The organism is Sphingomonas sp. NFR04, assembly GCF_900114095.1.
Classification (GTDB): Bacteria; Pseudomonadota; Alphaproteobacteria; order Sphingomonadales; family Sphingomonadaceae; genus Sphingomonas.
The window spans coordinates 500,089-524,417 of sequence record NZ_FORV01000001.1 but is presented as its reverse complement, the minus strand read 5'-3'; the positions used below and the strand labels follow the sequence as shown (position 1 = coordinate 524,417).

At 67.4% G+C, this 24,329-nt stretch carries 20 protein-coding genes; 8 read left to right on the top strand and 12 right to left on the bottom strand.

The window, feature by feature from the left end; all coding sequences use genetic code 11:
- Positions 1–95: 95 nt before the first annotated feature.
- Genes BM009_RS02320 through BM009_RS02310 form a run of 3 tightly spaced genes read left to right on the top strand, consistent with a single transcriptional unit; the run spans position 96 to position 5,879 of the window.
- Complete coding sequence (locus tag BM009_RS02320; protein WP_093293347.1) at positions 96–3,209, top strand: response regulator; 3,114 nt, start codon at positions 96–98, stop codon at positions 3,207–3,209.
- A complete protein-coding gene (locus BM009_RS02315) occupies positions 3,194–4,066 on the top strand; it encodes a CheR family methyltransferase (protein WP_093293345.1) in 873 nt (290 codons plus the stop codon). Before BM009_RS02320 ends, BM009_RS02315 begins: the two co-directional genes overlap by 16 nt.
- Positions 4,059–5,879: a response regulator gene (locus BM009_RS02310; RefSeq protein WP_093293343.1), complete on the top strand. Its 1,821-nt coding sequence runs from the start codon at positions 4,059–4,061 to the stop codon at positions 5,877–5,879. The genes BM009_RS02315 and BM009_RS02310 overlap by 8 nt, the downstream gene beginning before the upstream one ends.
- On the opposite strand, the gene BM009_RS02305 is transcribed toward BM009_RS02310, so the two are convergent.
- The 3 genes from BM009_RS02305 to BM009_RS02295 all read right to left on the bottom strand — a co-directional run bounded on the left by BM009_RS02305 (position 5,876) and on the right by BM009_RS02295 (position 10,151).
- Positions 5,876–6,862, bottom strand: a complete 987-nt coding sequence (locus tag BM009_RS02305; RefSeq protein WP_254772166.1) for a LacI family DNA-binding transcriptional regulator — start codon at positions 6,860–6,862, stop codon at positions 5,876–5,878. The genes BM009_RS02310 and BM009_RS02305 overlap by 4 nt on opposite strands.
- Before the next feature lie 59 nt (positions 6,863–6,921).
- Positions 6,922–8,985, bottom strand: coding sequence for a phosphocholine-specific phospholipase C (locus tag BM009_RS02300; RefSeq protein WP_093293339.1), 2,064 nt, complete (start codon positions 8,983–8,985; stop codon positions 6,922–6,924).
- Positions 8,986–9,062: 77 nt separating this feature from the next.
- Complete coding sequence (locus tag BM009_RS02295) at positions 9,063–10,151, bottom strand: PLP-dependent cysteine synthase family protein (protein WP_093293337.1); 1,089 nt, start codon at positions 10,149–10,151, stop codon at positions 9,063–9,065.
- A gap of 136 nt (positions 10,152–10,287) precedes the next feature.
- Between BM009_RS02295 and BM009_RS02290 the strand changes: the two genes are divergently transcribed.
- Positions 10,288–10,473, top strand: a complete 186-nt coding sequence (locus BM009_RS02290) for a hypothetical protein (RefSeq protein WP_093293335.1) — start codon at positions 10,288–10,290, stop codon at positions 10,471–10,473.
- Position 10,474: 1 nt separating this feature from the next.
- On the opposite strand, the gene BM009_RS02285 is transcribed toward BM009_RS02290, so the two are convergent.
- The 8 genes from BM009_RS02285 to BM009_RS02245 all read right to left on the bottom strand — a co-directional run bounded on the left by BM009_RS02285 (position 10,475) and on the right by BM009_RS02245 (position 19,847).
- A complete protein-coding gene (locus BM009_RS02285) occupies positions 10,475–11,212 on the bottom strand; it encodes a Crp/Fnr family transcriptional regulator (protein ID WP_093293333.1) in 738 nt (245 codons plus the stop codon).
- 57 nt (positions 11,213–11,269) lie between these two features.
- On the bottom strand, positions 11,270–11,938 hold the full coding sequence (locus BM009_RS02280; RefSeq protein ID WP_175487864.1) for a sensor histidine kinase family protein: 669 nt from the start codon (positions 11,936–11,938) through the stop codon (positions 11,270–11,272).
- Positions 11,939–12,103: 165 nt separating this feature from the next.
- On the bottom strand, positions 12,104–14,203 hold the full coding sequence (locus BM009_RS23205; RefSeq protein ID WP_368085916.1) for a bifunctional glycosyltransferase/UDP-glucuronate decarboxylase: 2,100 nt from the start codon (positions 14,201–14,203) through the stop codon (positions 12,104–12,106).
- Positions 14,200–15,288, bottom strand: a complete 1,089-nt coding sequence (locus BM009_RS02265; protein ID WP_093293329.1) for a CgeB family protein — start codon at positions 15,286–15,288, stop codon at positions 14,200–14,202. The genes BM009_RS23205 and BM009_RS02265 overlap by 4 nt, the downstream gene beginning before the upstream one ends.
- Positions 15,285–16,535 carry a CgeB family protein gene (locus tag BM009_RS02260; RefSeq protein WP_254772113.1) on the bottom strand — a complete coding sequence of 417 codons (1,251 nt, stop codon included), beginning with the start codon at positions 16,533–16,535 and terminating at the stop codon, positions 15,285–15,287. Before BM009_RS02260 ends, BM009_RS02265 begins: the two co-directional genes overlap by 4 nt.
- Positions 16,532–17,647, bottom strand: coding sequence for a glycosyltransferase family 4 protein (locus BM009_RS02255; RefSeq protein ID WP_093293327.1), 1,116 nt, complete (start codon positions 17,645–17,647; stop codon positions 16,532–16,534). The genes BM009_RS02260 and BM009_RS02255 overlap by 4 nt, the downstream gene beginning before the upstream one ends.
- Positions 17,648–17,649: 2 nt before the next feature.
- Positions 17,650–18,735, bottom strand: coding sequence for an SDR family NAD(P)-dependent oxidoreductase (locus BM009_RS02250; protein ID WP_093293325.1), 1,086 nt, complete (start codon positions 18,733–18,735; stop codon positions 17,650–17,652).
- Positions 18,732–19,847: an NAD-dependent epimerase/dehydratase family protein gene (locus tag BM009_RS02245; RefSeq protein WP_093293323.1), complete on the bottom strand. Its 1,116-nt coding sequence runs from the start codon at positions 19,845–19,847 to the stop codon at positions 18,732–18,734. Before BM009_RS02245 ends, BM009_RS02250 begins: the two co-directional genes overlap by 4 nt.
- Before the next feature lie 245 nt (positions 19,848–20,092).
- Here BM009_RS02245 and BM009_RS02240 point away from each other — a divergent pair, with 245 nt between their 5' ends.
- Genes BM009_RS02240 through BM009_RS02225 form a run of 4 tightly spaced genes read left to right on the top strand, consistent with a single transcriptional unit; the run spans position 20,093 to position 23,602 of the window.
- Positions 20,093–20,692, top strand: a complete 600-nt coding sequence (locus tag BM009_RS02240; RefSeq protein WP_093293321.1) for a histidine phosphatase family protein — start codon at positions 20,093–20,095, stop codon at positions 20,690–20,692.
- Complete coding sequence (locus BM009_RS02235) at positions 20,689–21,498, top strand: TIGR04290 family methyltransferase (RefSeq protein WP_093293319.1); 810 nt, start codon at positions 20,689–20,691, stop codon at positions 21,496–21,498. Before BM009_RS02240 ends, BM009_RS02235 begins: the two co-directional genes overlap by 4 nt.
- Positions 21,495–22,496, top strand: a complete 1,002-nt coding sequence (locus tag BM009_RS02230; protein WP_093293317.1) for a glycosyl hydrolase — start codon at positions 21,495–21,497, stop codon at positions 22,494–22,496. The genes BM009_RS02235 and BM009_RS02230 overlap by 4 nt, the downstream gene beginning before the upstream one ends.
- Positions 22,496–23,602, top strand: a complete 1,107-nt coding sequence (locus BM009_RS02225; RefSeq protein WP_093293315.1) for an inositol-3-phosphate synthase — start codon at positions 22,496–22,498, stop codon at positions 23,600–23,602. Before BM009_RS02230 ends, BM009_RS02225 begins: the two co-directional genes overlap by 1 nt.
- A 191-nt stretch (positions 23,603–23,793) precedes the next feature.
- On the opposite strand, the gene BM009_RS02220 is transcribed toward BM009_RS02225, so the two are convergent.
- On the bottom strand, positions 23,794–24,318 hold the full coding sequence (locus BM009_RS02220; protein ID WP_093293313.1) for a DUF1003 domain-containing protein: 525 nt from the start codon (positions 24,316–24,318) through the stop codon (positions 23,794–23,796).
- Positions 24,319–24,329 lie beyond the last annotated feature (11 nt).

Below are 24,329 nucleotides of genomic sequence, written 5' to 3'. Positions count from 1 at the left end.
ACCTCCCCTTCCAGGGGAGGATCTGGGAGGGCGGGGTTGCAGCGGCGGGGCAAAGCCGGGTACCTTCTTCCCCTCCTATCCCTTTGAGATTTCATATGTCGCCCAGCCAGCGCAGCCGAAAGCCCTCGCTCCCCCTATATGCGGGTCTCGCCGCCCTGCTGGTGCTGCCGTTCGGCGCCGACACCGTGCTGCCGCTCGGCACTGCGACCTGGGCGGGCTATCTGCTGCCGACAGTGATCGCCTATGTCGCGAGGCGCCCGGTGGTGCCGTTGGTCGTCGCCGCGCTGGCCACCCTGCTCAACTTCGCCGGCTTCACGCTCGCCCCGCCGGGGGTCGACCCGCAGGTGGTGCTGGTCAACCGCATCCTCGGCACCGCGATCATCTGGATTCTCGCGGGTATTGGTTTCGCCTTCGTCCGCAACCGGCTGGCGATCCGGCGCGAGGAATGGCTGCAATCCGGCCAGGTCGGGCTCGCCAAAGCGGTCGCCGGCGAGCTGCCGCTAGACGAGCTCGCCACCGCCGCGCTGCGCTTCCTCGCCGACTATAGCGGCGCGCAGGCCGGCGCGATCTTCGTCCGTGATCCCAGCGGCGCCGGCTTCCGCCGTCGCGGCACCTATGCCGTGCCCGCCGACGCCCCGCTGCCCGAATGGGTAAAGCCGGGCGAGGGCCTGCTCGGCCAGGCGATCGCCGATCGTCGCCAGTTTGTGCTGGAGCAGGTACCCGAAGGCTACCTCTATTATGGATCCGGCCTTGGCCAGGCGCAGCCGCGCACCTTGGTAATCGGTGTCACCGAAGCCGATGGCGAGATCAACGGCGTGCTCGAACTCGGCTTCCCCGGCGCCATCGACTCGCAGGTGCAGGCGCTGCTGGAGCGGATCAGCGGACAGCTCGGCGTATCGATCCGCTCGGGCAAGTACCGCGCCCGGCTGCGCGCGCTGCTCGAGGAGACGCAGAAGCAGGCCGAGGAGCTGCAGGTGCAGAGCGAGGAGCTGCGCACCAACAATGACGAGCTGGAGACGCAGAGCCGCCAGCTGCAGGACACCGCCGCCCGGCTGGAGGCGCAGCAGTCCGCGCTCGAGCAGAGCAATGCCGAGCTCGAGGCGCAGACCCGCGCGCTGGAGCTGCAGCGCGACGAGCTCGCCCGCGCGCAGGGCTCGCTGGAGCAGCAGGCCGCCGATCTGGAGCAGGCGAGCCGCTACAAGTCCGAATTCCTCGCCAATATGAGCCACGAGCTGCGCACCCCGCTCAACTCGCTGTTGATCATGGCACGGCTGCTGGCGGAGAATCGCGCGGGCAATCTCAGCGCGGAGCAGGTCCGCCACGCCGAGACGATCGAGACCTCGGGCAACGACCTGCTCACGCTGATCAACGACATTCTCGACATTTCGAAGATCGAGGCCGGCAAGCTGGAGCTCCAGCCGCGCCGCGTCCGGATCACGCCGGTGCTGGACAAGCTCAAGGCGGTGTTCGGCGCCTCGGCGACCAGCAAGGGGCTGGCCTTCCGCATCGAGCAGGGGCCCGATGCGCCGGGCGAGATCGAGACGGATCCGCAGCGGCTGGAGCAGGTGCTCAAGAACTTCCTGTCCAACGCGATCAAGTTCACGGCGAAAGGCGAAGTGGCGCTCGGCGTGTCGCGGCGGCCGGACGGGCGGGTTGCCTTCACGGTGCGCGATACCGGTGTCGGCATCCCGGCCGAGCAGCAGCAGGTGATCTTCGAGGCCTTCCGCCAGGCGGACGGGACGGTCAGCCGCAAATATGGCGGTACCGGCCTCGGCCTGTCGATCTCGCGCGAGCTGGCGCGGCTGCTCGGCGGCGAAGTGATGGTCGAAAGCACGCCGGGCGAGGGCAGTGCCTTTGCGCTGGTGCTGCCCGAGGCCTATGATCCTGCGCTGGTCCAGGCGCCGGTGCCCGCGCCGAGCCCCAGTCCTGCGCCGGTCAAGCCGCAGCCGTCCAACCCCAAGCCCGGCCGCCGCCGCAGCGCCGAGCCGTGCGAGGACGATCGCGAAAAGCTGTCGGGCGATTCCCGGGTGATCCTGATCGTCGAGGACGATCCCGTCTTCGCGCGCATCCTGTGCGAGATCGCCCATGACCTCGGCTTCCAGTGCCTGATCGCGGGCACGGCGGACGAGGGGGCGCTGCTGGCGCGCCAGTACGTGCCGAACGCGGTGATCCTCGACATGAACCTGCCGGACCATACCGGCCTGTCGGTGCTCGATCGCATCAAGCGCGACGTGCGCACCCGGCATATCCCCGTGCACGTCGTCTCGGTGGACGACGACAGCCAGGCGGCGCTGTCGAGCGGCGCGGTCGGCTATCTGTTCAAGCCGGTGAAACGCGAGCAACTGGTCGACATGCTGGAGGGGCTGGAAGCCCGCATGTCGCAGCGGATGCGCCGCGTGCTGGTGGTAGAGGACGATGCGCAGCAAGCGGAGAGCGTCAAGGCGCTGCTCGCCTCCCGCGAGGTGGAGACGGTGCAGGCGCACTCCGCCGCGGAGACCTTCGAGCGGCTCGGCCAGGAGACGTTCGACTGCATGGTGCTCGATCTCAATCTGCCCGATGCCTCGGGGCTCGACCTGCTCGATCGGCTGAGCGAGGATGACAGCGTCGGCTTCCCGCCGGTGATCGTCTATACCGGCCGCGATCTCAGCCAGGACGAAGAGCTGCGGCTTCGCAAATATTCCAAGTCGATCATCGTCAAGGGCGCCAAGTCGCCCGAGCGGCTGCTCGACGAGGTGACCCTGTTCCTCCACCAGGTCGTCTCCGAGCTGCCCGAGCCGCAGCAGGCGTTGATCGCCAAGGCGCTGGGCCGTGACGCCGCGCTGGAAGGGCGTTCGATCCTGGTGGTCGAGGACGACATCCGGAACGTTTATGCGCTGACGAGCATTTTCGAGCCCCATGGGGTCAAGGTCCGCATCGCCCGCAACGGCCGCGAGGCGCTGCACGCGCTTGACGAATCCGCGCGCCATCTCACCGATCCGGTCGATCTCGTGCTGATGGACGTGATGATGCCCGAGATGGACGGCCTGACCGCCACGCGCGAGATCCGCAAGCAGCCCTGGGGCAAGACGCTGCCGATCCTGATGCTTACCGCCAAGGCAATGACGCGCGACCAGCAGGAATGCCTCGACGCCGGCGCCAACGATTATCTCGCCAAGCCGCTCGACATCGACAAGCTGCTCAGTCTGGTGCGGGTGTGGATGCCGCGGTGATCGACGACATCGTTCCGGCGCACGAGGAGATTGAGCTGGACCTGCTGCTCGAAGCGATTTGGCGGCAGTATCAGTATGACTTTCGCGGCTATTCGCGCAGCTCGCTGCACAAGCGGATGGAGCGGGCGTGCCAGCGCTTCGGCTGCGAGGGCTTCTCGCAGCTCCAACACCGGCTGCTGCGCGAACCGGCGGTGTTCGCCGAGCTGATGGGCTTCCTCACCATCCAGGTGAGCGAGATGTTCCGCGATCCCAGCTATTTCCGCGCGCTGCGCGAGAAGGTGGTGCCGCATCTGCGCACCTGGCCCTCTCTCAAGATTTGGATTGCGGGCTGCGCCAATGGCGAGGAATTCTACTCGCTCGCCATCCTCTTCCGCGAGGAGGGGCTGGAGGACCGCACGATCTTCTACTGCACCGACATCAGCCCGGCAGCGCTGGCCAAGGCCGAGGCGGGGGTTTTCGATCTCGCGCGGATTCCCCAATTCACTGAGAATCACCGGCTATCTGGCGGACATAGTTCGCTTTCCGATTACTACACGGCGGCCTATGGTGGCGCGGTGTTCGACAAGAGTCTCCGCGCCCGCGCCGTCTTCGCGGAACATAGCCTCGCCACCGACCAGGTGTTTGCCGAGGCGCATCTCGTGTCGAGCCGCAACGTGCTGATCTATTTCGATCGCGACCTGCAGGACCGTGCGCTCGGCCTGTTCGGGGACTCGCTGGTGCGCGGCGGCTTCCTGGGGCTCGGGGCGCGCGAGACGCTGCGCTTCTCGCGCCATGCCGAGGCCTTCGCCGATTTCGACGCGGGCGAGCGCCTCTACCGGCGCACCAATGTCGGGCTGCGGACGATGGCCGATGCGTGATCCGGTGAAGGTTCTCGCCGTCGACGACGTGCCCGAAAACCTGATTGCGCTGCAGGCATTGCTGGCGGAGCAGGAGGGGCTGGAACTGCTCACCGCCGCCTCGGGCATGGAGGCGCTGGAACTGCTGCTGGTGCACGATGTCGCGCTGGCGCTGCTCGACGTCCAGATGCCCGGCATGGACGGGTTCGAATTGGCCGAGCTGATGCGCGGCACCGAGCGCACCCGCCGCGTGCCGATCATCTTCCTCACCGCGGTCGCCACCGACGAGCGCCGCCGATTCCACGGCTATGAGACCGGGGCGGTGGATTATCTGCTCAAGCCGGTCGATCCGCAGATCGTGCGCAACAAGGTGGAGATCTTCGTCGAGCTGGCGGCGCAGCGGCAGGAGATTGCCCGCCAGCGCGACCGCCATGCCGCGGCGCTTGCCCGGCTGAAGGCGCATCGCGACAATTCGCCGCTGGCGATCGTGGAATTCGATGCCGAGCAGCGGATCATCGCCTGGTCGGCGGGTGCCGAGCGGATGTTCGGTTGGCGCGCGGTCGAGGTTTCCGGCCTGCGCCCGTCCGAACTCGAATGGCTGGATGCCGAACACGCTGCACGGTTCGACACGATGATCGGCGGCATGATCGCCGGCGAGCATGTCCGCGACATGCGGCCGCTGCGCATGCGCACCGCCGTGGGCGTGACGCTCGACTGCGAAGTCTATGGCTCGGCCTTGCTGGGGGTGGATGGATCGCTGCTCTCGGTCAACACCCAGATCCTCGACGTCACCGACCGGGTACGTGCGGAGGAAACGCAGCGGCTGCTGATCGGCGAGCTCAACCATCGGGTGAAGAACACGCTGGCTTCGGTGCAGGCGATCGCGACCCAGACGCTGCGCCATTCCTCCGGGGCGTCGGACTTCGCGCCGACCTTCATCGGCCGCATCCATGCGCTGGCGCGGGCGCATTCGCTGCTCAGCAGCACTACCTGGCAGGGCGCGAGCCTGCAGGAACTGGTCGAAGGGCAGCTGCAGACTGGCACGATCGATCCGGAACGGTTTGATACCGGTGGACCGCTGGTCGAGCTGGCGCCCGAGCCGGCGCTGCATCTCGCGCTCGTGCTCCACGAACTTGCGACCAACGCACACAAATATGGTGCACTGTCGGTGCCCGAGGGGCGGGTGGCACTGCATTGGGGCGTGCGTGGCGGCATGCTCGAGCTCGACTGGAAGGAGAATGGCGGCCCTGCTGCGGCACCGCCGGCGCGGCGCGGCTTCGGCACCGCGCTGATCGAACGCAGCCTGAAGGCCGAGGGCGGCAGCGCGGTGCCCAGCTATGGCGAGGGCGGCGTCGCCTGGAAGCTCTCGATCCCCTATGCCAGCGCGGTGCGATTGCGGGAGGAGCCGCGCGCTGCCCGCAGGGCGATGCCGGTGCTGCCTGCCGGCGGCGGCGCGGCGCTGGTCGGCAAACGGGTGCTGATCGTCGAGGACGAGCCGCTGGTCGCGCTCGAACTCGCGACGATCCTTCACGATGCCGGCATGGTGGTGGCGGGCGTCGTCGCCACGGCGAGCGATGCGATGGCGGCGATCGCCGACACGGCAATCGATGCCGTGCTGCTAGACGGCAATCTCCAGGGCGCGCTGGTCGACGATGTCGCGGCGGCGCTGGTCGCGCGCGACATCCCGTTCCTGTTCGTCAGCGGCTACGGCCGGGATCACCTGCCGATCGGGCTCGATTCGGTCACCGTGATCGAGAAGCCGTTCGACGCCCGTACGATCGCCGCGGCGCTCCACCAGCTGCTGGTGCGTGCTGCCGTGACCGACGCAGCCTAGGCAGAATTGCGGACGATCAGTTCGGGCAACATCGCCACCGAGCCGACATTCTGCCCGGCGATCCGCGCCAGCAGCAGCTCGACCAGCAGATTGGCGCCGTAGACCACGTCCTGGCGAATGGTGGTGAGGGCGGGCGAGGTATAGCCGGCGAGCAGGATGTCGTCATAGCCGATCACCGCCACGTCCTCGGGCACCCGCAGCCCGCGATCGGCGAGCGCGCGCATCGCGCTCATCGCGATCACGTCGGAGGCGGCGAGGATGCCGTCCGGTGCCGGGTTGGCGGCGAGATACGCGGTCATCTCGCGATAGGCGTCTTCCATCGTCAGATGGATCGGCACCACCGTGTCGCTCACGCCATGCGCCTCGGCAATGGCCGCACGGAAGCCCTTGTGGCGATCGGAGAATTCCGGCGCCTCGGGATTGCCGAGAAAGGCGAGGTTCTTGCACCCCCGTGCGATCAGGTGGCGCGCGGCGAGTTCACCCCCGGTGACATTGTCGGTGCCGACGGTGATCTGGTTCGAGCCCAGGCGCGCGGCACCCCACACCACCATGCGTTCATAGCTGCCGGCGACGCGCTCGATTGCGTCGAGCTGGTCCGACTGGCCGATCAGGATGATGCCGTCGACTCGACCCGAGGCGATGATGTCGTCCAGCCAGCGCGGCCCGCTTGGCACCACGCGCGACAGGAACAGGTCGTAGCCGCGCTTGGTCAGCGCGTCGGCCAACCCGCCCAGCAGGCCCATGAAGAACGGATCGGACAGCGCTTGGTCGACCTCGTGACCCAGCGGCACCACCACCCCGATCGCACCGGTCCGTTGCTTGCGCAGCGCACTGGCGGTCTGGTTGAGACGAAAACCATGTTCCTGCGCGAGCGCGACGATGCGCTCGCGGGTACCGCGCGCTACGCGGGGATGGTTGGAAAGCGCCCTGGAGGCAGTCGAAACCGACACGCCTGCGATCTTCGCCAGCTCGACCAAGCCCACTGACTTCAACTGTCCCGCCCCCCAACGCATTCTTCTGTCAGCGCTGACAGTATCGCGTCCTAATCGATTTGGGAAACCTTAACATTGGTAAATGGAGGTTCGGACCAACCATCGCTGCCATTTTCGATCCTTCCGGCGAGGCGACGACGGTAACCGGGGTCAGCGGGATCCGTGAGCACGAGGTCGTACCAGCCACCGGTAACCGTTAGCGCTACCTTCGATTCGCCGGCGCCAACGGGGCGAAGTTGCGGATGGCGCGGCCATTCCGACGAGAGTCCCTCCGCTGCATTGATCAGCAGCGACGGCGCCGTGCCGCGGCGCTGCTGCCAGCGCACCATCCCGGCATGGGCAGTACCCTGGCCGGCGAAATGGCGGTGGAAGCCGTTCGGGCCCAGCAGCCAGAGGTCGTAGCGCCCCTCGGAGTCGAGCGGCCACTCCGCTTCGATCGTGCCGCCCTGCTTCAGCGTGTAGCGACGCGGCACGGCGTCGAGGTGCAGCCGGTCATAGACATGCACCACCGCGGGCACCCCGGGGCACTCGAAGCGCAGCGCGATCCGATTCGAATCGAGGCCGGCTTCGCTTACCTCCAGCACATAGGGCAGGGCGCGGGCGCGGCGGATGCCGGGCTCCTGCGCCGGAGTCTGGCCAGCCGCCGCCGGCGCGCTCGGCTCGGGCTGGCTGGGCAGCGCGGCGGCACGGGTGGCGAGGTCGCGCGGATCGGGCAGCACCGGCCCGATCTTGCGGTTGGGGCTGCGGAAGTCGAAGGCGCTGGTCAGGTCGCCGCAGATCGCACGTCTCCAGGCGGAGATATTGGGTTCCTGCACGCCGAAACGCGTTTCGAGAAAGCGGATGACCGAGGTGTGATCAAAGACTTGCGAGTTCACCCAGCCGCCGCGGCTCCACGGCGAGACGACATAGCAGGGCACGCGCGGGCCCAGGCCATAGGGCCGGCCAATCAGCTCGGGCCGTTCGGCTTTGTCGTCGGCGACGCTGGGGATCTGGTGATAGTCGTTGGACGTGTCGATTTGCGAGGCACCGAGGAAGCCGCCGACCACCGAAGGATCGCGCGACGGCGGCCCGGGCGGGGGGACGTGGTCGAAGAAGCCATCATTCTCGTCGAAATTGACGATCAGCACCGTTCGCGCCCAGACCTCCGGGCTGGCGGTCAGCGCATCGATCACCGCCGCCGTGTACGCCGCACCCTGCGCAGGGCTGGAGGGGGCGGGGTGCTCGCTGCCCTTGGCATCGGCGATGATCCACGAGACCTGCGGCAACTTGCCGGCGAGGACGTCGGCACGGAGCTGGTCCAGCCCGTGGGTGGTCAGCGCGCGATCGTGCAGCGGGGAGCCTGGCTGCGCCTCGCGATAGGCGGCGAAGCCGACCAGGGGGTTGTCGGTGAAATTGTCCGCCATGTCCTGGTAGATGCGCCAGTCGATCCCGGCCGCCTGCAGCCGTTCGGGATAGGTGGTCCAGCGATAGGAATCGGGGTGGCCGCCCTTGATCGCGAGCTCGTCGTGCGAGTTGCCGATCGACGGGCCGCCCATCGTGCCGCTGGGATCGTTGGTGCCGGTCCACAGGAACAAGCGGTTGGTATTGGTGCCGGTATGGACCGCGCAGTGATAGGCGTCGCAGATCGTGAAACTCTCGGCGAGCGCGAACTGGAATTCGAGGTCCTCGCGGGTGAAATAGCCCATCGCGCGCTCGGTCTTGGCGGCGGCCCAGCGCTGCATGCGCCCCTGGTCCCAGGCGGCCTGCGCGTCGGGCCAGCTATGCGGCGTGCTCGCCACCCGCATCAGCTCGAAATGCTCCTTGGTGGAGAGATGGAAGGGCGCGACCAGCCGGCCATCGGCGGCTTCCTGCGCGAACACGCTGCGCCCGCCCGGCAGCGGCACCGTCAGCGGATTGCCGAAGCCACGCACGCCCTTCAGCGTGCCAAAATAATGGTCGAAGCTGCGATTCTCCTGCATCAGGATCACGACATGCGCGACATCGGCGATGGTGCCGCTGCGCACGTCCGCCGGGATCGACGCCGCCCGTGCGATCGAAGCGGGCAGCGCCGAAGCTACCGCCGCCTGCGCGCCCGCTGCCAGGAACCGCCGCCGCGTCGTGCCCCCGTTCGTCATTGCGACCCCAACTCCCATGCCACCAAATAATATCTGCGGGCGGGTGCAGCAGCGCGATGACGAATTGATGACGGTTTTCAGGTAGCCGGCAGGAAAAGATCGTCCAGTGCCCGATCGTGCGTGTCGGTCTCGTAGCCATGCGCCGCGCGCCACCCCGCATCGAAGCAGGTGGAGCCATAGCGGCGGCCGTCGTCGCACAGCAGCGTGACGATCGAGCCCGTCTGGCCCGCCGCGCGCATCTCGCGGATCAGCGTCGCGCAGGCCCAGATGTTGGTGCCGGTCGAAACGCCACACGGCCGCCCGAGCACCCGGCTGATCCGTAGCGCGCCCGCGAGGCTCGCCGCGTCGGGCACGGTGATCATCCGGTCGATCACGTCGGGCAGGAAGGAGGGTTCGAGCTGGAGCCGGCCGATGCCCTCCACGCAGGACGGCGCGCCGTCGACGGTGGTGATGCCGCGGTCGACATAGTGGCGGTGGAACACCGACGCCTCGGGATCGGCGACGCACAGCCGTGTCACCAGCCGGCGATAGCGCAGATAGCGGCCGATCGTGGCCGAGGTGCCGCCGGTGCCCGCACCGCAGACGATGTGGGTGGGAATCGGATGCGCTTCCTGCGCCATCTGCTCGAAGATCGACTGGGCGATATTGTTGTTGCCGCGCCAGTCGGTCGCGCGCTCGGCATAGGTGAACTGGTCCATGAAATGGCCGCCCAATTCGGTGGCGAGCCGCTGTGCCTCGGCGCGGACCGAGCGGGGATCGGCCACTTCATGGCAGCGGCCGCCATGGAATTCGATCGCCTCGATCTTCTCGGGCGAGGTGCCGCGCGGCAGTACCGCAACGAAGGGCAGGCCGATCATCCTGGCGAAATAGGCCTCGGAGACTGCAGTCGAGCCGCTCGAGGCCTCGACGATCGTCGTCTTGGGGCCGATCCAGCCGTTGCACAGCGCGTAGAGGAACAGCGATCGGCCGAGCCGGTGCTTGAGGCTGCCGGTCGGGTGGCTCGATTCGTCCTTCAGGTACAGCGTGATGCCCGGTGCGCCCGGCAGCTCGACGCGGACTAGATGGGTGTCGGCGGAGCGGTTGAACTCGGCATCGATGGTGCGGACGGCATCGTCCACCCAGGCGCGGTCGCAGCGGGTAAGGCGGGGCAGGGCAGCGGCGGTCATGGGGGGCGCCTTTAGCCGCCCGATCGTGCGCGCGTCGACTCCAGAAGCGCCGCTTGTCCGGCGTTGTCCTGATCTACACGAAGGCGCGCAGCATCAAAGTAGGTGTAGCTTCCTCCTGAGCAACGGAGTGCTGTCCATGCCAAGTCCCGATGATCGCAGCTATTTCCAGCGTCGCGCGCGTGCCGAACTGGCCATCGCGTCCATTTGCGAGGACAATGCGGCCGCGCTCGCCCATTTCCGGCTCGCCGATGAATATGAGCGGCGCGTGCGTGCCATGGCCCCGCAGATGCCGTCGGCGGCGGTCGGGTCGCTTCGCGGCTGAGCTACCCGGCGAGCAGCGCCTTGCGGAGCGCGGGGATCGCGCTTTCCGGCAGCGGGCGCCCGCGCGGAACCATGCTTGTCCCGGTTTGGCGGAGGCGAACGGCGCCCCCTCGCCATTCGAGCACACCATCGCGCCGCATCGCCTGGAGCGTACGGTTCACATGCACGCTGGTGAGGCCAAGCGCGTCGGCCAGCATTTCCTGGGTCAGCGGCATCGGGAAGCTTTCCGGACCCGCACGGCCGGCGAGCGACAGCCGCTCATGGGCTTCGGACAGCCAGTCCTGAATGCGTTCATAGGCGCTCATCCGGCCGAGCCGGGCGATCTGACGCAGCAGATGGATCTCGTCGAGCGCGGCGCTGGCGGCATAGGCTTCGCGCAGTCCTTCCTCTTCTGCCGGCGGCGCAGGGCACAGGACCGCATCGCACAGCGCCGTGATCGTGCTTGGCGCCACGGGCTGGAAGGTATGAGCATCCTGAATGACGTCCCCCGGCAGCAGGAAGCTGAGGATCTGGCGTCGACCGTCGCTGAACAACTGCACGCGCCCCAACCAGCCGTCGAGGACGAGCAGCGGTCCCGGCGTTCGCTGCCCTGCCAGGATCACGTCGCGTGTCGCTCGAACCCGCTGGGGAAACTCCGCCGCCTGCCGGAGGGCACGACGCTCGGCATCGCTGAGCGATGCAAGCGCGCCAAGTCGGCTGGACGCAGAAGCGTCCGCCGCCTGAGATGAGGCAGTAAGCATAATCTTTGGCAACGCGCGGATCGCGCGCAAGGTTCAGGACAAACTTGCTAACAAGGATCAGTAAACCACTGCTTGCGCGGGCATGGTCATCGTGCATTCCACCCCACCGGGAAGTAAGCGGAAGCTCGGCTGGGTGCCGCAATAAGCAGCAACGACATGCTCGATCAATTGTCTTCCGAAGCCCATCCGCGGCCTTTCTGCGGGTCCCAGAATGGCGACGCCACGCTCTCTCCATTCGACAACGACGCCGCGCGCCGTGTACTTCCATCCGACCTGGAGCGTCTGGCGGGGCACCGCGTACCCCAGGGCGCCAAACTTGATCGCGTTGGTGGTGAGTTCGTGGAGCACGAGCGTCAGCAGTTGCGCGGCTGCCGGTCGAATCAATACGCCGGGGCCGGCGATGGCAATGCCAGGCGTCTCGCCGAACTGAAAGGGGCGCAGCGCGTCGCGAACCAGCAGTTCCAGGTCGGCGGCATCGCCCGCGATCCCGATCGCCGCCGCGCTCTGCAACGCATCGTTCCGACCAGCATGGTGCGCGCGAGCCTCGGCGGCCGCCGCGTCCTCGCAAGGGAGTCCGGCATAGTGGCCGTCGACCAGCGCGTGCAGCGTCGCAAGCACCGCTTCGGGTGTAGCGGTCGGGCTCAGTGCCTTTGCGGGCGCATTGCAGTCGAAACCTCGCTGGACGGGTCGGTGGTCAACTGCAAGGCGTGTGTGCGGCTGCGTCACCCGATATCGTTCCTCTCGCCAGGCATAAGGCCGCGCCGGTGCCGCGTCCCGAGGGCGCGCGGCAGGGTGGGGCGCGGCGTTTCCATATATCCGCCGCAAACTGGCGAAAGGAACTACGGCCTTAGGGGCAGGGCGGATGCACGATAAACGCGGAACCCATTGATTTTATTCGGCGGCTACTTCGAGAGCCGCGGTCTGCGGAAGGGGCACGTCCATTGCCTGCGCGAACCAGGCGCAGGTCCGCTCGAGCCCCTCTGCCAACGAAACGCGCGGTTCCCAGCCGAGCAGTGCGAGCGCACGCGCGATATCGGGTTTGCGCCGACGAGGATCATCCGTGGGTAGCGGATGATATTCAATAGCAGCGCTGCTGCCGGTGAAGCTTGCGATAATCTCCGCCAGCGCTTCGACCGTGATTTCATGGGGATTACCGAGATTTATCGGCTCCATACCGGTGATATCGCTATTCATTAGCAGGATAAGGCCCCGTACCAGGTCCGAAACATAGCAGAAGCTTCGGGTCTGGCTCCCGTCACCGTAGAGCGTGAGCGGCTTGCCGGAAAGTGCTTGGACGATCAGGTTCGAGACGACGCGCCCATCGTCGAAGTGCATGTGCGGGCCATAGGTGTTGAAGATCCGCGCCACCCGCACTTCCGCCCTTCCGCTGCGGCAGAAATCATAGGTCAGCGCCTCGGCGGCGCGCTTGCCTTCGTCATAGCAGGCGCGCGGGCCGGTGCAGCTTACCCAGCCGCGATACTCCTCGCGCTGCGGATGCATCTCCGGATCGCCATAGACCTCCGAGGTGGAGGTTAGCAGGAACCGTGCACCTGCCTCGGAGGCGAGCCGCAGCAGGCGATCGGTACCAACCACGTTGGTTAGCATCGTATGCTCGGGATCGACCTGATATTGCGGCGGCGAGGCGGCGCAGGCGAGGTTGTAGATTTGCTTGAAGCGATGCGCACGTTCCAGGATGGTTGCCGGCAGTTCGTCGACAATGTCGCCGCGGACGAATTCGAAGCCGGGGCGGCCCTCCAGCCCGCGCAGGTTGGACAGGTTCGAGGTCTGGAGGCTGTCGAGGCAAACCACCTGCTCGCCGCGGTCGAGCAGCTCGGCGCAGAGGTGCGAGCCGATAAAGCCCGCGCCCCCGGCGACCAGGATCAGCGACTTCTCAGTATCGGTGTTCATCGGGGCATTCCTCTCGGGGCGCGTGCCGCGAGGCCGCGCTCTTGCTTCGTTGAGATGGGCTTCGAGCTCGGCGGCGCGGTGCGCCGCGTCATGGCCTTCGAACAGGCGGCGGCGCGCGGCCGTGCCGATCGCTTCGGCATCGCGGTTCAGAGCGGCGATCGCGTCCTGGGTGGTGTCGGCGAGCAGGATCTCGTCGCCGGGAACGAACAGGCTCTCAATGCCTTCCCAGCGATCCGACAGGATCGGCGTGCCGCACGCCGCCGCCTCGAACAGCCGCACCGAGGGCGACCAGCCGGCCGCTATCATGTCGGCGCGGGTGACGTTCAGCGTCATCCGCGAGGCGGAATAGAAGCCGGGATGCTCGGCCGGCGGGAGATGCTCGATCCGCTCGACATTGGCCGGCCAGTCGATCTCGTCCGGATATTGCGGGCCTGCGACGGCGAAGCGCTTCTCCGGGCAGCGGCGCGCGGGTTCGAGCAGCAGCTTCTCCAGCGTCGGCTGGCGATCGGGGCTGTAGGTGCCGAGATAGGTGAGATCCCACCGCTTGGCGACATCGAGCGGGCGATAGGCGTCGGTGTCGACCGAGCAATAGAGCGCGCGGGCGGTGGGGCTGCCGAGCTCGCGTTCGATCCGGTCGAGCGTCGGGCCCCCGGTGAAGCTGAGATAGACGTCGTAGCCGGGGATCAGCGCCTGGGTGAGATACTCGAACTCGCCGCGCGCCAGCTTGGCGAGGGTGACCGGCGTGTCGATGTCGTAAAAGGCAGTAACGCCCTTCGCGGTGCCCTGGACGAACGCGCCGACCTCCACACCGTCCGGCACATAGGAGCCGACGATTACCGCATCGGCCTCCGCGATCGCATCGCGCCAGGCGTCGAGATCCGCGAGCGTGCGGTAATATTCGAGCCGGCAGAAATCGGGATCGACCAGATCGCGGTGCGCGCCGGCGTACCAGGGCACCTCGCGCTCCAGGAACAGCACGTCATGTCCCCGTGCGGAGAACGCGCGGAGCAGGGCGCGGAAGGTGGTGGCATGGCCATTGCCCCAGGAGGAGCCGAGGCTGAGGCCGAGGACGATCAGCTTCATGCCGCTTTCCTTTCGCGGGGCTTGTGGGACTTGAGGATCGCGTCGACCTGCGCGCCGCGGAGGTCGTAGCTGTGCTCGGCAAGCACGCGGGCCTTGGCGGCTTGGCCGATGGCGCGGGCGCGTTCGGGGGTGAGCGCGGCGAGATGCTCGGCCACGTCCTGCCCGTCGCGGGCGACCAGCACTTCGGCATCGGGCTTGAGGAACAGCTCGATCCCTTCCCACGCATCGGTGATCAGGCAGGCAGCGGCGCCAGCGGCCTCGAACACGCGGGTAGCGGGGGAGAAGCCGATAGCCGCCATCGAATCGCGGGCGACGTTGAGCACCGCCTGCGGCGTGCAGTTGAAGGCATTGTGGTCGGCGGTACCGACATGGCCGATCGCGCGGACGTTCCCCGGCATGTCCTTGTCGTGCCAGCCATTGCCGCCGAGCAGGAAGCGGCGATCGGGCGCGAGCGCAGCGGCGCGGAGGAAGAACTCCTCGATCCGCGCCTCGCGATCGGGCAGCCGGTTGGCGAGCAGCGCGAGGTCGGCGGTGAAGCGCGGATCGGCGGGGGCGGGGTGGTGCGTCTCGGGGTCGAGCGCATTGTACACCGGGATGCACTCGCGCGCGCCCATCGCGGTATAGGCGTCGATTACCGGCGGCCCGCCGCCATAGGTGAGGACCAGGTCGATGTCGGGGAGCGTGGCGCGGACGGGATGGGCGGGATCACCGCGCATCTCGTCGAGCGTGGCGGCGGCATCGACATCCCAGAAGATGCGGAGCGCATCGGGGCGCGGCGCGGTGCGCATCGCTTCGATCAGCTCGCGATCGAACACGCCGACGCCGCTGGCCTTCACCACCACATCGGCCTTGTGGGCCTCGGCAAGGACGCTGCGTAGACCCTCGTCGCTCGCCGGATAGACCACGACCTTGGCCCAGGACGGCGGATCGATATCGCGGTGCTGCTGGCGCTCGAACGCGTCCGGTTCGTAGAAGGTGATGTCGTAACCGCGGGCGGCCAATGCCTTGAGGATGCCGCGATAATAGGTCGCGGCGCCGTTCCAGTAGGAGGAGAGCAGGCTGGATCCGTAGAATGCGATCTTCATGCGGCGTCCTTGGTATTGAGGTGTCCGGCGCTAATCGTCTGCGCTCCCCTCCCGCTCGCGGGAGGGGTCGGGGGAGGGGAGAGCGGCTGGGCGTGCGGCGACGTGCGGGATAGAGCCCCCACGTCAGTCCCTCCCCCAACCCCTCCCGCAAGCGGGAGGGGAGATTTCAGGCCTGCAACGATGGCGAGCAGTTCGTCGACGCGGTGCGCGCAGCTGTGGCGGGTGCGGATCGTCTCCAGGCCGTTGGCGACCAGCGAGGCGCGGAGGTCGGGATCGTCACGAAGCGCGGTAAGGTGGCGGGTCATCTCCGCACCGTCGCGCGCGACCAGATAGTCGGTGCCGGGGCGGAACAGGTGCTCGGCATCGTCCCAGGGGGCGGAGACCAGCGGGATGCCGCAGGCCAGCGCCTCGAACACGCGGATCGTGGGGATGCCCGGCAGGATCGTCGCATAATAGCGCCGCGGCACGTGCACGGTCGCGAGGTGTCGGGCGAAGATCTCCGGCGCGCGGGCATTGGGCGCCCAGCCATGATAGCGCGCGCCGTGCCGGGCGAGCATCGCCTTGGCCTCGTCCGGGTAGCGGACGCCGAAGATGTCGAGCGGCAGGCGGGCCTCGGCGGCGGGCTGGAACAGGAAGCGCTCGAGCTCCTCGGTGCGCTCGCCATCGCCCCAGTTTCCGATCCAGACCAGGCCCTCGCGCATGCCCTCCCGCGCGGGCGGCTGGAAGCGCCGCAGATCGGCGGCCTCGTGCCACACCCAGACGCGATTGCCCCAGCCCCAGCCGCGATAGACCTCGGCCAGCGTCTGCCCGAAGGCGAGCACGCCGTCGTAATCGTTGAGGTCATAGGCCTGCATCGCGGCAGGCTCGCTGACGGCGCGGTGGTGGGTGTCGTGGAACAACAGGGTGAACTTGCCACCCATCGCCCGCGCATGGCCAATGCGGGAAACCAGCTTGGGATCATTCCATTCGTGAACGATCACCAGATCGGCGTCTCCGATCATCTCCGCCGGCGTGCACATCGGCGTATAGGTGTGGGAATTCAGTTCGGGATAGGCGTCGCGATAGGGCGCCAGACCAGCCTGGCCATGATCGGCGAGCAGGTTGGTGAGGCTCCAGGCGTCCTCCGGCTCCCAGACCTTCACGTCATGGCCGCGCGCGATCAGCTCGCTGAGCACGCCGCGCAGGAAATGGGCATTGCCATGGTTCCAGCACGAGGCGAGCGAATGGGTAAAATAGACGATCTTCATGCCGCGACCTTTCCGGCGGGCGCGCGCTCGGCGAGGAGCTGGCGGTAGAGGGGGAGCATGGCGTCGGCCATGCGGGTGGGCGTGTAGCGGCGCGCGCGCTCGGCAGCGCCGTCGCCCAGGCTGCGGCGCAAAGCGAGATCACCGATCAGCTGCTCGATGGCTGCGTGGTAGGCGATGGCGTCGCGGGGCGGCACGAACAGGGCGGCGCCTTCCCACAGCTCGCGAAAGACGGGGATGTCGGCCAGCACCAGCGCGCATCCGGCAGCCGCTGCTTCGAGCACGGCAAGTCCGAACGGCTCGAAACAGGCGGCGGAAACGAAGACCGGGCGGGCGGCGAGGCGCTTGGCGAGTGCTGCACTGTCCAGCTGGCCGAGCAGATGCAGGTTCTCCAGCCGAACGGTTTCGCCGTGGGGGCCGGTCGCGGCACCGGCGGCATGGAAGGGCACCGAGAGTTGCCCCGCCACCATGTCCAGCAATTCGGCGCCCTTTACCGAATCCCACAGCCTACCGACGGTCAGCACGCAGTCCTGCGCGGGTTCGTGCTGGGGCGTCACCAGCGGGGCGCGGCCGTTGTGCACCACCGTCGGCGGGACGGGCAGGCCGTAATAGTCCTGCACGACCTGGGCATAACCGGCAGACGGAGCGACGACCCGATCGGCCGCGCGCAGGCCTTGTTCGGTCAGCGCCCGGTGCCAGGCGAAGCTCGGGTCGAGCGGCAAGCCCGGCCGGCCGTGTTGCCACCAGGTGGAGACGCAGCCATGGGTCACCGCCAGCACCGGCACGCCGGGATCCGCCGAAGCTCCCAGCGTGGGCATGTTGAGCTGCACGAGATCGACGCCGTGCAGCCGTGCCAGGCCGCCGATCTCCGCGCCCGCCGCAAGCACCGGGGCAGGGCCGTTGCTCAGCCAATCGAGCGGCAGTCCCGTCTCCAGGAACGTGACCTTGGGGATGGCCTGCGCCTCTGCCCGCTGCGCATCGTTGGGCGCGGGCCCAAGCTGGACCAGCACCGTTTCGACGCCGTGTTCAGCCAGCGCGCCGGCAAGATCGATGCTGTACTGCCACACGCCACCGACCGTGTCGGTGGTGAGCAGCAGTCGCAGCGGCACAGCCATGGTCACAGCGCGGCCGTCGCCATGCGCTCGCGCTGCAGTGGACGCCCGATCGTCAGGCCGCGCTCTTCGCCGAGCCAGCGGGCGAGGGCGGTGACGCCGTCCTGCCAGCCGGTTGGCGTACCGAGCCCCAGCGCCGCGCGTGCCTTGCTGGTATCCGCAACGAAATAGCGCTGGTCGCCCGCGCGCCAATCGTCGAAGTGGAGGTCGAGCGGGCGGCCGGTGATCGTCTCGACATGCGCGAGCAGCGTGCGCAGGCTTACCGCATTGGCGGGGCCGCCGCCGAGGTTGAAGGCCTGGCCCGACACCCGATCGATCTGTCGCCACGCGGCGAGATACGCGTCAACGGCGTTCGACACATCGAGAATGTCGCGCACCTGATGGCCATCGCCGTACAGCGTGATCGGCGCGCCTTCGAGCGCGCGGATCAGGAAATGCGCGACCCAGCCCTGGTCCTCGGTGCCCATCTGGCGCTGGCCGTAGATGCAGCTCATCCGCAGCACCGCGGTCGGCAGGCCGTAGCTGCGGGCATAGTCGAGCACATATTGGTCGGCCGCGCCCTTGGAGCAGCCATAGGGTGTGTGGAAGTCGAGCGGCCGCGCCTCGCCGATGCCGCTGGCATGCACGTCGCGGTCGACGGGCTGATAGCCGTTGTCGCCCAACTCGAACTCCAGGTCGGCGAGATCGCCATAGACCTTGTTGGTCGAAGCGAAGATCACCGGCGGCGGGGCGGCGGCGGTGCGGGCCGCTTCGAGCAGCGCGAAGGTCGAGGCGATGTTGACCTCGAAATCGGCGGTCGGATCGGTGAGGCTGGTGGTCACCGCCACCTGCGCGGCGAAGTGGAACACCGCGCGGGCGGAGCGCACCGCCTCGACCAGCTTGGTCGTTTCGCGGATGTCGGCGATCAGCGGGCGGATCTTGTCCCCGTGCCGCGCCTGCAGCCAGGCGAGGTTCCGCTCGACGCCGGGGCGGCGCAGCGCGTCATAGATCACCACCGTCTCGCCCTGGCGCGCCAGCCGGTCGGCAAGGTTCGATCCGATGAAGCCGGCGCCGCCGGTGATCAGGATCGGCCGTTCGTCCCCGCCGTTCATGCGACCAGGCCCCGCTTCTCGAGCTCGGCACGCGCCTGGCCGACACGGTCCTCGGCAGTCTGCTGCTGCACCCAGTCGGCAAGCTCGGCGAGGCCGGTCTCGAAATCCTGCCGCGCTTCGAAGCCGAGCTTCTCGCGGGCGAGGCTGGTATCGCAGAAACAGTGGCGGATATCGCCAACGCGCGTCTTGCCGACGATCTCCGGCGCAGCATCGTTGCGGCCCATCGCACGGGCAAGCGCTTCGGCGACCTGCGTCACCGAGCGATCGTCGCCCGAGCCGATGTTGAAGGTCTGGCCGGCGGCCTGGGGCAAGGTGAGCGCGTCGGCAAAGGCGCGGGCGACGTCGCTGACATGGACAAAGTCGCGGCGCTGCTCGCCATCCTCGAAGATCATCGGGCGCTGGCCGTTGAGCAGCCGCGAGGCGAAGATCGCCAGCACGCCGGTATAGGGGTTCGACAGCGCCTGGCCGGGGCCATAGACGTTGAACAGGCGCAGGCACGCGGTCTCGATGCCATAAGGGGCGCCCATGATATGGGTGGTGCGCTCCTGCACATATTTGTTGAGCGCGTAGATCGAGGCGAGGCTCGGGCGCTTCCACTCGGGCGTGGCGACCGGCTCCAGCGGGCGGCCCTGCGCGTCGAGCGGGTTCCACTGCTGCTGGCCGTCGCGAACGATGCCGCGCTCGGCATTCTCGACGAGCTTGCCGTCGGCATCGCGGTAGAGGCCCTCGCCATAGATGCTCATCGACGAGGCGGTGACCACACGGCGCACGGGGGTATCGATCAGCCGCTCGAACAGCACCGCGGTGCCGACATCGTTGGTGGAGGTATAGCGCTCGACTTCGTACATCGACTGGCCGACGCCGACTTCCGCGGCGAGGTGGATGACGCTGTCGACGCCCTGCAGCGCGCGGGCGACGGCATCGCCGTCGCGCACATCGGCGCGGATCAGTTCGACGTCGGAGTCCAGTGCTTCGGGCCGTTCGCGGTCACCATGGACCTGCTCCAGCATGGAATCGAGCACGCGAACCTGATGGCCTCTTCGCAGAAGCTCGGCCGAAACCTGGCACCCGATAAACCCCGCACCGCCCGTTACGAGCACCTTTTCCGCCATGTCGATGCTTTCCTGCCTTTGAAACTAACCTAGGTAAGTCGTGACAAAATGATGACTTGGTAGAGAAACCATTCGCCGATGAAGCAAACAGCTTCTTCTTCATCTTTGTTCCCGATGATCGTGACGTAACGATTAGATTTAACCTGTTGAATATGCGAAGATGATTTAGGTTAAGTGGAACCATTAAGGCAGAGCAGTTGTTTCGGTAGCATCTAAGTTGATGCTGATAGGCTGCAAACCTTCTGATGACTGCAAAAGTACATTTGATCCGGCACGGCGCGCATGACGATGTCGGTCAGGTGCTGAGCGGCCGCAGCGCGCGATCGCCCCTCTCCGCGGCGGGGCATTCACAGGCACAATGGCTTGCCGCGCATTTTGGCCGCGAGGAGCCGATCGCGGCGATCCACACCAGCCCGCGCGAGCGCACCCGCGCTACCGCAGAAATCATCGGTGGGCGCATCGGCGTGCGGGCGCAGGTGGTGGAAGCGCTTGACGAGGTCGATTTCGGCGCCTGGACCGGTCGCAGCTTCGACGAACTAGAGCGCGACCCGGCGTGGCGCGAGTGGAACCGTCAGCGGTCCGCGGTTCGCCCGCCCGATGGCGAGAAGATGGCGGAGGCCACCGCCCGTGCCGTCGGCCATCTGGATGCGCTGGTGCAGCGCGGATGGAATGGAACGCTGCTCTGCGTCAGCCACTGCGACATCATTCGGGGCGTGATCGCCCATTATCTCGGGCTGGGCCTCGATCGCCTGCTCGCCTTCGACGTCGATCCCGGCTCGGTCAGCACGCTGCTGATCGGCAATTGGGGCGCGCGTCTGCTCAAGCTCAACGGGGGACAGGAATGAAGAACATTGCAGCCGCGCGGTCCGCGCCGGCGGACGATTTGCGCGCGCGGATCGATTCGCTGGGGCCCTGGTTCCAGAACATCCGCATCCAGGGCGTGGAGACCGCACCGGAGCATTTTCTCGGCGATTACCCGGCCTTCAAGTTCGCGCGCTTCGCCGATGCGCTGCCGGCCGACCTGGAAGGGCGATCGGTGCTCGATATCGGCTGCAATGCCGGCTTCTATTCGTTCGAGATGAAGCGGCGCGGGGCGGGCGAGGTGCTCGGCATCGACAGCGATGACCGCTATCTGGCGCAGGCCCGTTTCGCGGCCGAGGCGCTGGGGTTCGACGATGTGAGCTTCGAGAACCGCTCGGTCTACGACGTGGCGGCGCTCGGCCGGCGCTTCGACATCGTGATCTTCATGGGCGTGCTCTACCATCTGCGCCACCCGCTGTTGGCGCTCGACCTGATCCGCGAACATGTCGCGGGCGAGTTCATGCTGTTCCAGACGATGCAGCAGGGATCCGACAGCGTCACGCAAGTGCCGGAGGATCACCCGTTCCACGTGCCCGGCACCTTCGATCCGCCGGCCTATTTCAACGATTCGGGTTACCCCAAGCTTCACTTCATCGAGCGCCAGTTCGCCAACGACTGGACCAACTGGTGGGCGCCGAACGCCGCTGCAAGCCAGGCGATGCTGCGCGCTGCAGGCTTTACGATCGAGGCGAACCCGGAATCGGAAGTCTATTGGTGCCGCGTCGCCGACGTGCCCTATGCACAATATGGGTCGGCTGCGGTCTACCCGGCCAAGGGAGATGCCGCATGATCGAAGCGGCGATGCTCTGGAACGAGCCCAACAACAAGTCGCACTGGGATCCCGCGATCGATCCCGATTGGTCGCTGTTTGCCCAGCATGTGATCGCGGCAGGCAACGCCATCCGCGCGGTGAACCCGGATCTGCCGCGCGTGCTCGGCGGCATGTCGCCGATCGATCCGCACTGGCTGCGGCGGATGGAGGCGCATGGCGCGCTCGACGCGGTGGATGTGGTGGCGGTGCACGGCTTCCCGCTCGACTGGAATCTGTGGCCGCTCTCCGCCTGGCCGGACAAGATCGCCGAGATCCAGGCGGTTACGGACAAGCCCGTGTGGGTGACCGAGGTCGGCGTCAGCTCGTTCGGCGCCGAGGAAGTGCAGGAATTCGGCCTGCGCCGCACGGTGGAGCTTCTCCGCGGCAAGGCCGAGCGCGTCTTCTGGTATTCGCTGTTCGACCTGCCGACCAGCTGGGGCGCCGAAACCCGCCACCGCGAGGCCGAAGGCTCCTCCTATTACCGCCATTTCTACCTGGGCCTGATCCGCGAGGACGGCACGCCCAAGCCCGCGCTCGACGTCTATGCCGAACATGCCGCCGAAGTGGGGCTGATGCAGTGGTTCCACTTCCACGATCCCCGGCTGGACGAAGCGGTGGCGTGGATGAAGCGCCTGGGCACGCGGCGCATCCGCACCGGGCTCAGCTGGGCGGACAGCTTCCGCGAGAATGCGGTCGACTGGTTCGATCGGCAGATGGAGGCGCTGGCGGACTTCGACGTCACCGTCACCTTCTGCTTCACGCCCGAGCATCTCGGCATCGCCCCGCACCACACCAGCCCGGCGCGCGATCCGCAGGCATTCGCCGATTTCTGCGCCTGGATGATCGATCGCTATGCTGGCACCGCCACGGTGGCGCCGCCCGCCGCACCCGTGACGCTGGCGACCAGCCGGCCCGAGCTCAACCCTTTGCTGTTCAACCGCGACGAGCGTCTCGCCGCCGAGAGAAAGTCCGCCTGATGCTGTCTCCAGACCGCCATGCCATCAATGTCGCGCTCGTGGGCGTCGGCAACTGCGCCAGCTCGCTCGTGCAGGGCATCGAGCATTACCGCGCCGGCGCCAACGACATGGTCGGGCTGATGCATCCGGAGCTGGGCGGCTATGCCCCCAGCGACATCCGCGTTGTCGCCGCCTGGGACGTCGACAGCCGCAAGGTGGGGCAGGACGTCGCGGAGGCGATCTTCGCCAAGCCCAATTGCACCGCGGTGTTCTGCGAGGAGGTGCGGCATACCGGCGCCAAGGTGCGGATGGGCAAGGTGCTCGACGGTGTCGCCGACCATATGGCGGACTATGCGCCAGAGCGGACCTTCCTGCTTGGCGACAGCGCGGAGCCGAGCAAGGAGGAGGTCGTCCAGGCATTGCGCGAGAGCAACGCGCATGTGCTGATGAACTATCTGCCGGTCGGCTCGCAGGCGGCGACCGAATTCTATGCGGAATGCGCGCTTGAGGCCGGGGTGGCGTTCGTCAACAACATCCCGGTGTTCATCGCCAGCAATCCCGAATGGGCGGCGCGGTTCGAGGCAGCGGGCGTGCCGATCATCGGCGACGACATCAAGGCGCAGCTGGGCGCGACCATCGTTCACCGCGTGCTGACCGACCTGTTCCGCAAGCGCGGCGTCAAGCTGGAGCGGACCTATCAGCTGAACACGGGCGGCAATACCGACTTCCTCAACATGCTCAACCGCTCGCGGCTGGCCTCGAAGAAGGAGTCCAAGACCGAGGCGGTGCAGTCGGTGGCCGAGACGCGGCTGGAGGATGAGAACATCCATGTCGGCCCCAGCGACTATGTCGCCTGGCAGAACGACAACAAGATCTGCTTCCTGCGCATGGAAGGCCAGATGTTCGGCGGCGTGCCGATGAACCTCGAGCTGCGGCTGTCGGTGGAAGACAGCCCGAACAGCGCCGGCGTCGCCATCGACATGATCCGCTGCGCCAAGCTCGCGCAGGACCGCGGACTGGGCGGTGCGATCCTCCCGGCCGCGGCCTGGTTCTGCAAGCACCCGCCCGAGCAGATGCCGGACGACGACGCGTATGAGGCGGTGGAAGCGTTCATCGCCGGGAAGTGAGGGTGGAAGCTGCACGAATTCCTCCCCGGAACGGGGAGGGGGACCGCGCTGCGCAGCAGCGTGGTGGAGGGGCCGCCGCGCGAGCGGCGGAATGTCCTGCAGGTTCAGCCGAACCGCGCCTGCGGCGCGGCCCCTCCACCATCCGCTGTGCGGATGGTCCCCCTCCCCGTGCCGGGGAGGAATTTGGGGATTCAATCGATCCCCTTTTCCTTGCGGCTTTCGTCCAGCGCGTCGAGCACCTGGACCGGCTCCACATCGGCGTGGATCTCCGCAAATCCCGGATCGTCGGCCGAGACGTCCAGCTTCGTCGCGATCCGCTCGACCAGCCCGGCCAGCTTGGTCAGCTCATGCTCGGTGAGCAGGCTGACATGCAAGTCGAGGTCGGCACGCCGGTCCGCCACCGCTGCCATGCGGTTCTGGCTGATCAGCACGAAGGTCGAGAGGAAGATCGCCTCCACCGATGCGACCATCGCCAGCGCGACGAAGGTGGGATCGAAGCGCGGCACCACCGGCAGCACCCCCAGATTTATCGAAATCCAGAGCCCGAAGAGGACCAGATGCAGCACCACGAACGTCATCGATCCCGTGAAGCGGGTGATCCGATCCGCCACCTTGTCACTGAGCGGTGCGCGCAAGGCGTCCTCCCGCTGCCGCGCCGTGAGGTCTTCGATGTTCTGGCGGAGCGTGGCGCCCATGCCCTGGCGTGGTTCGATCATCGTCCGACAAC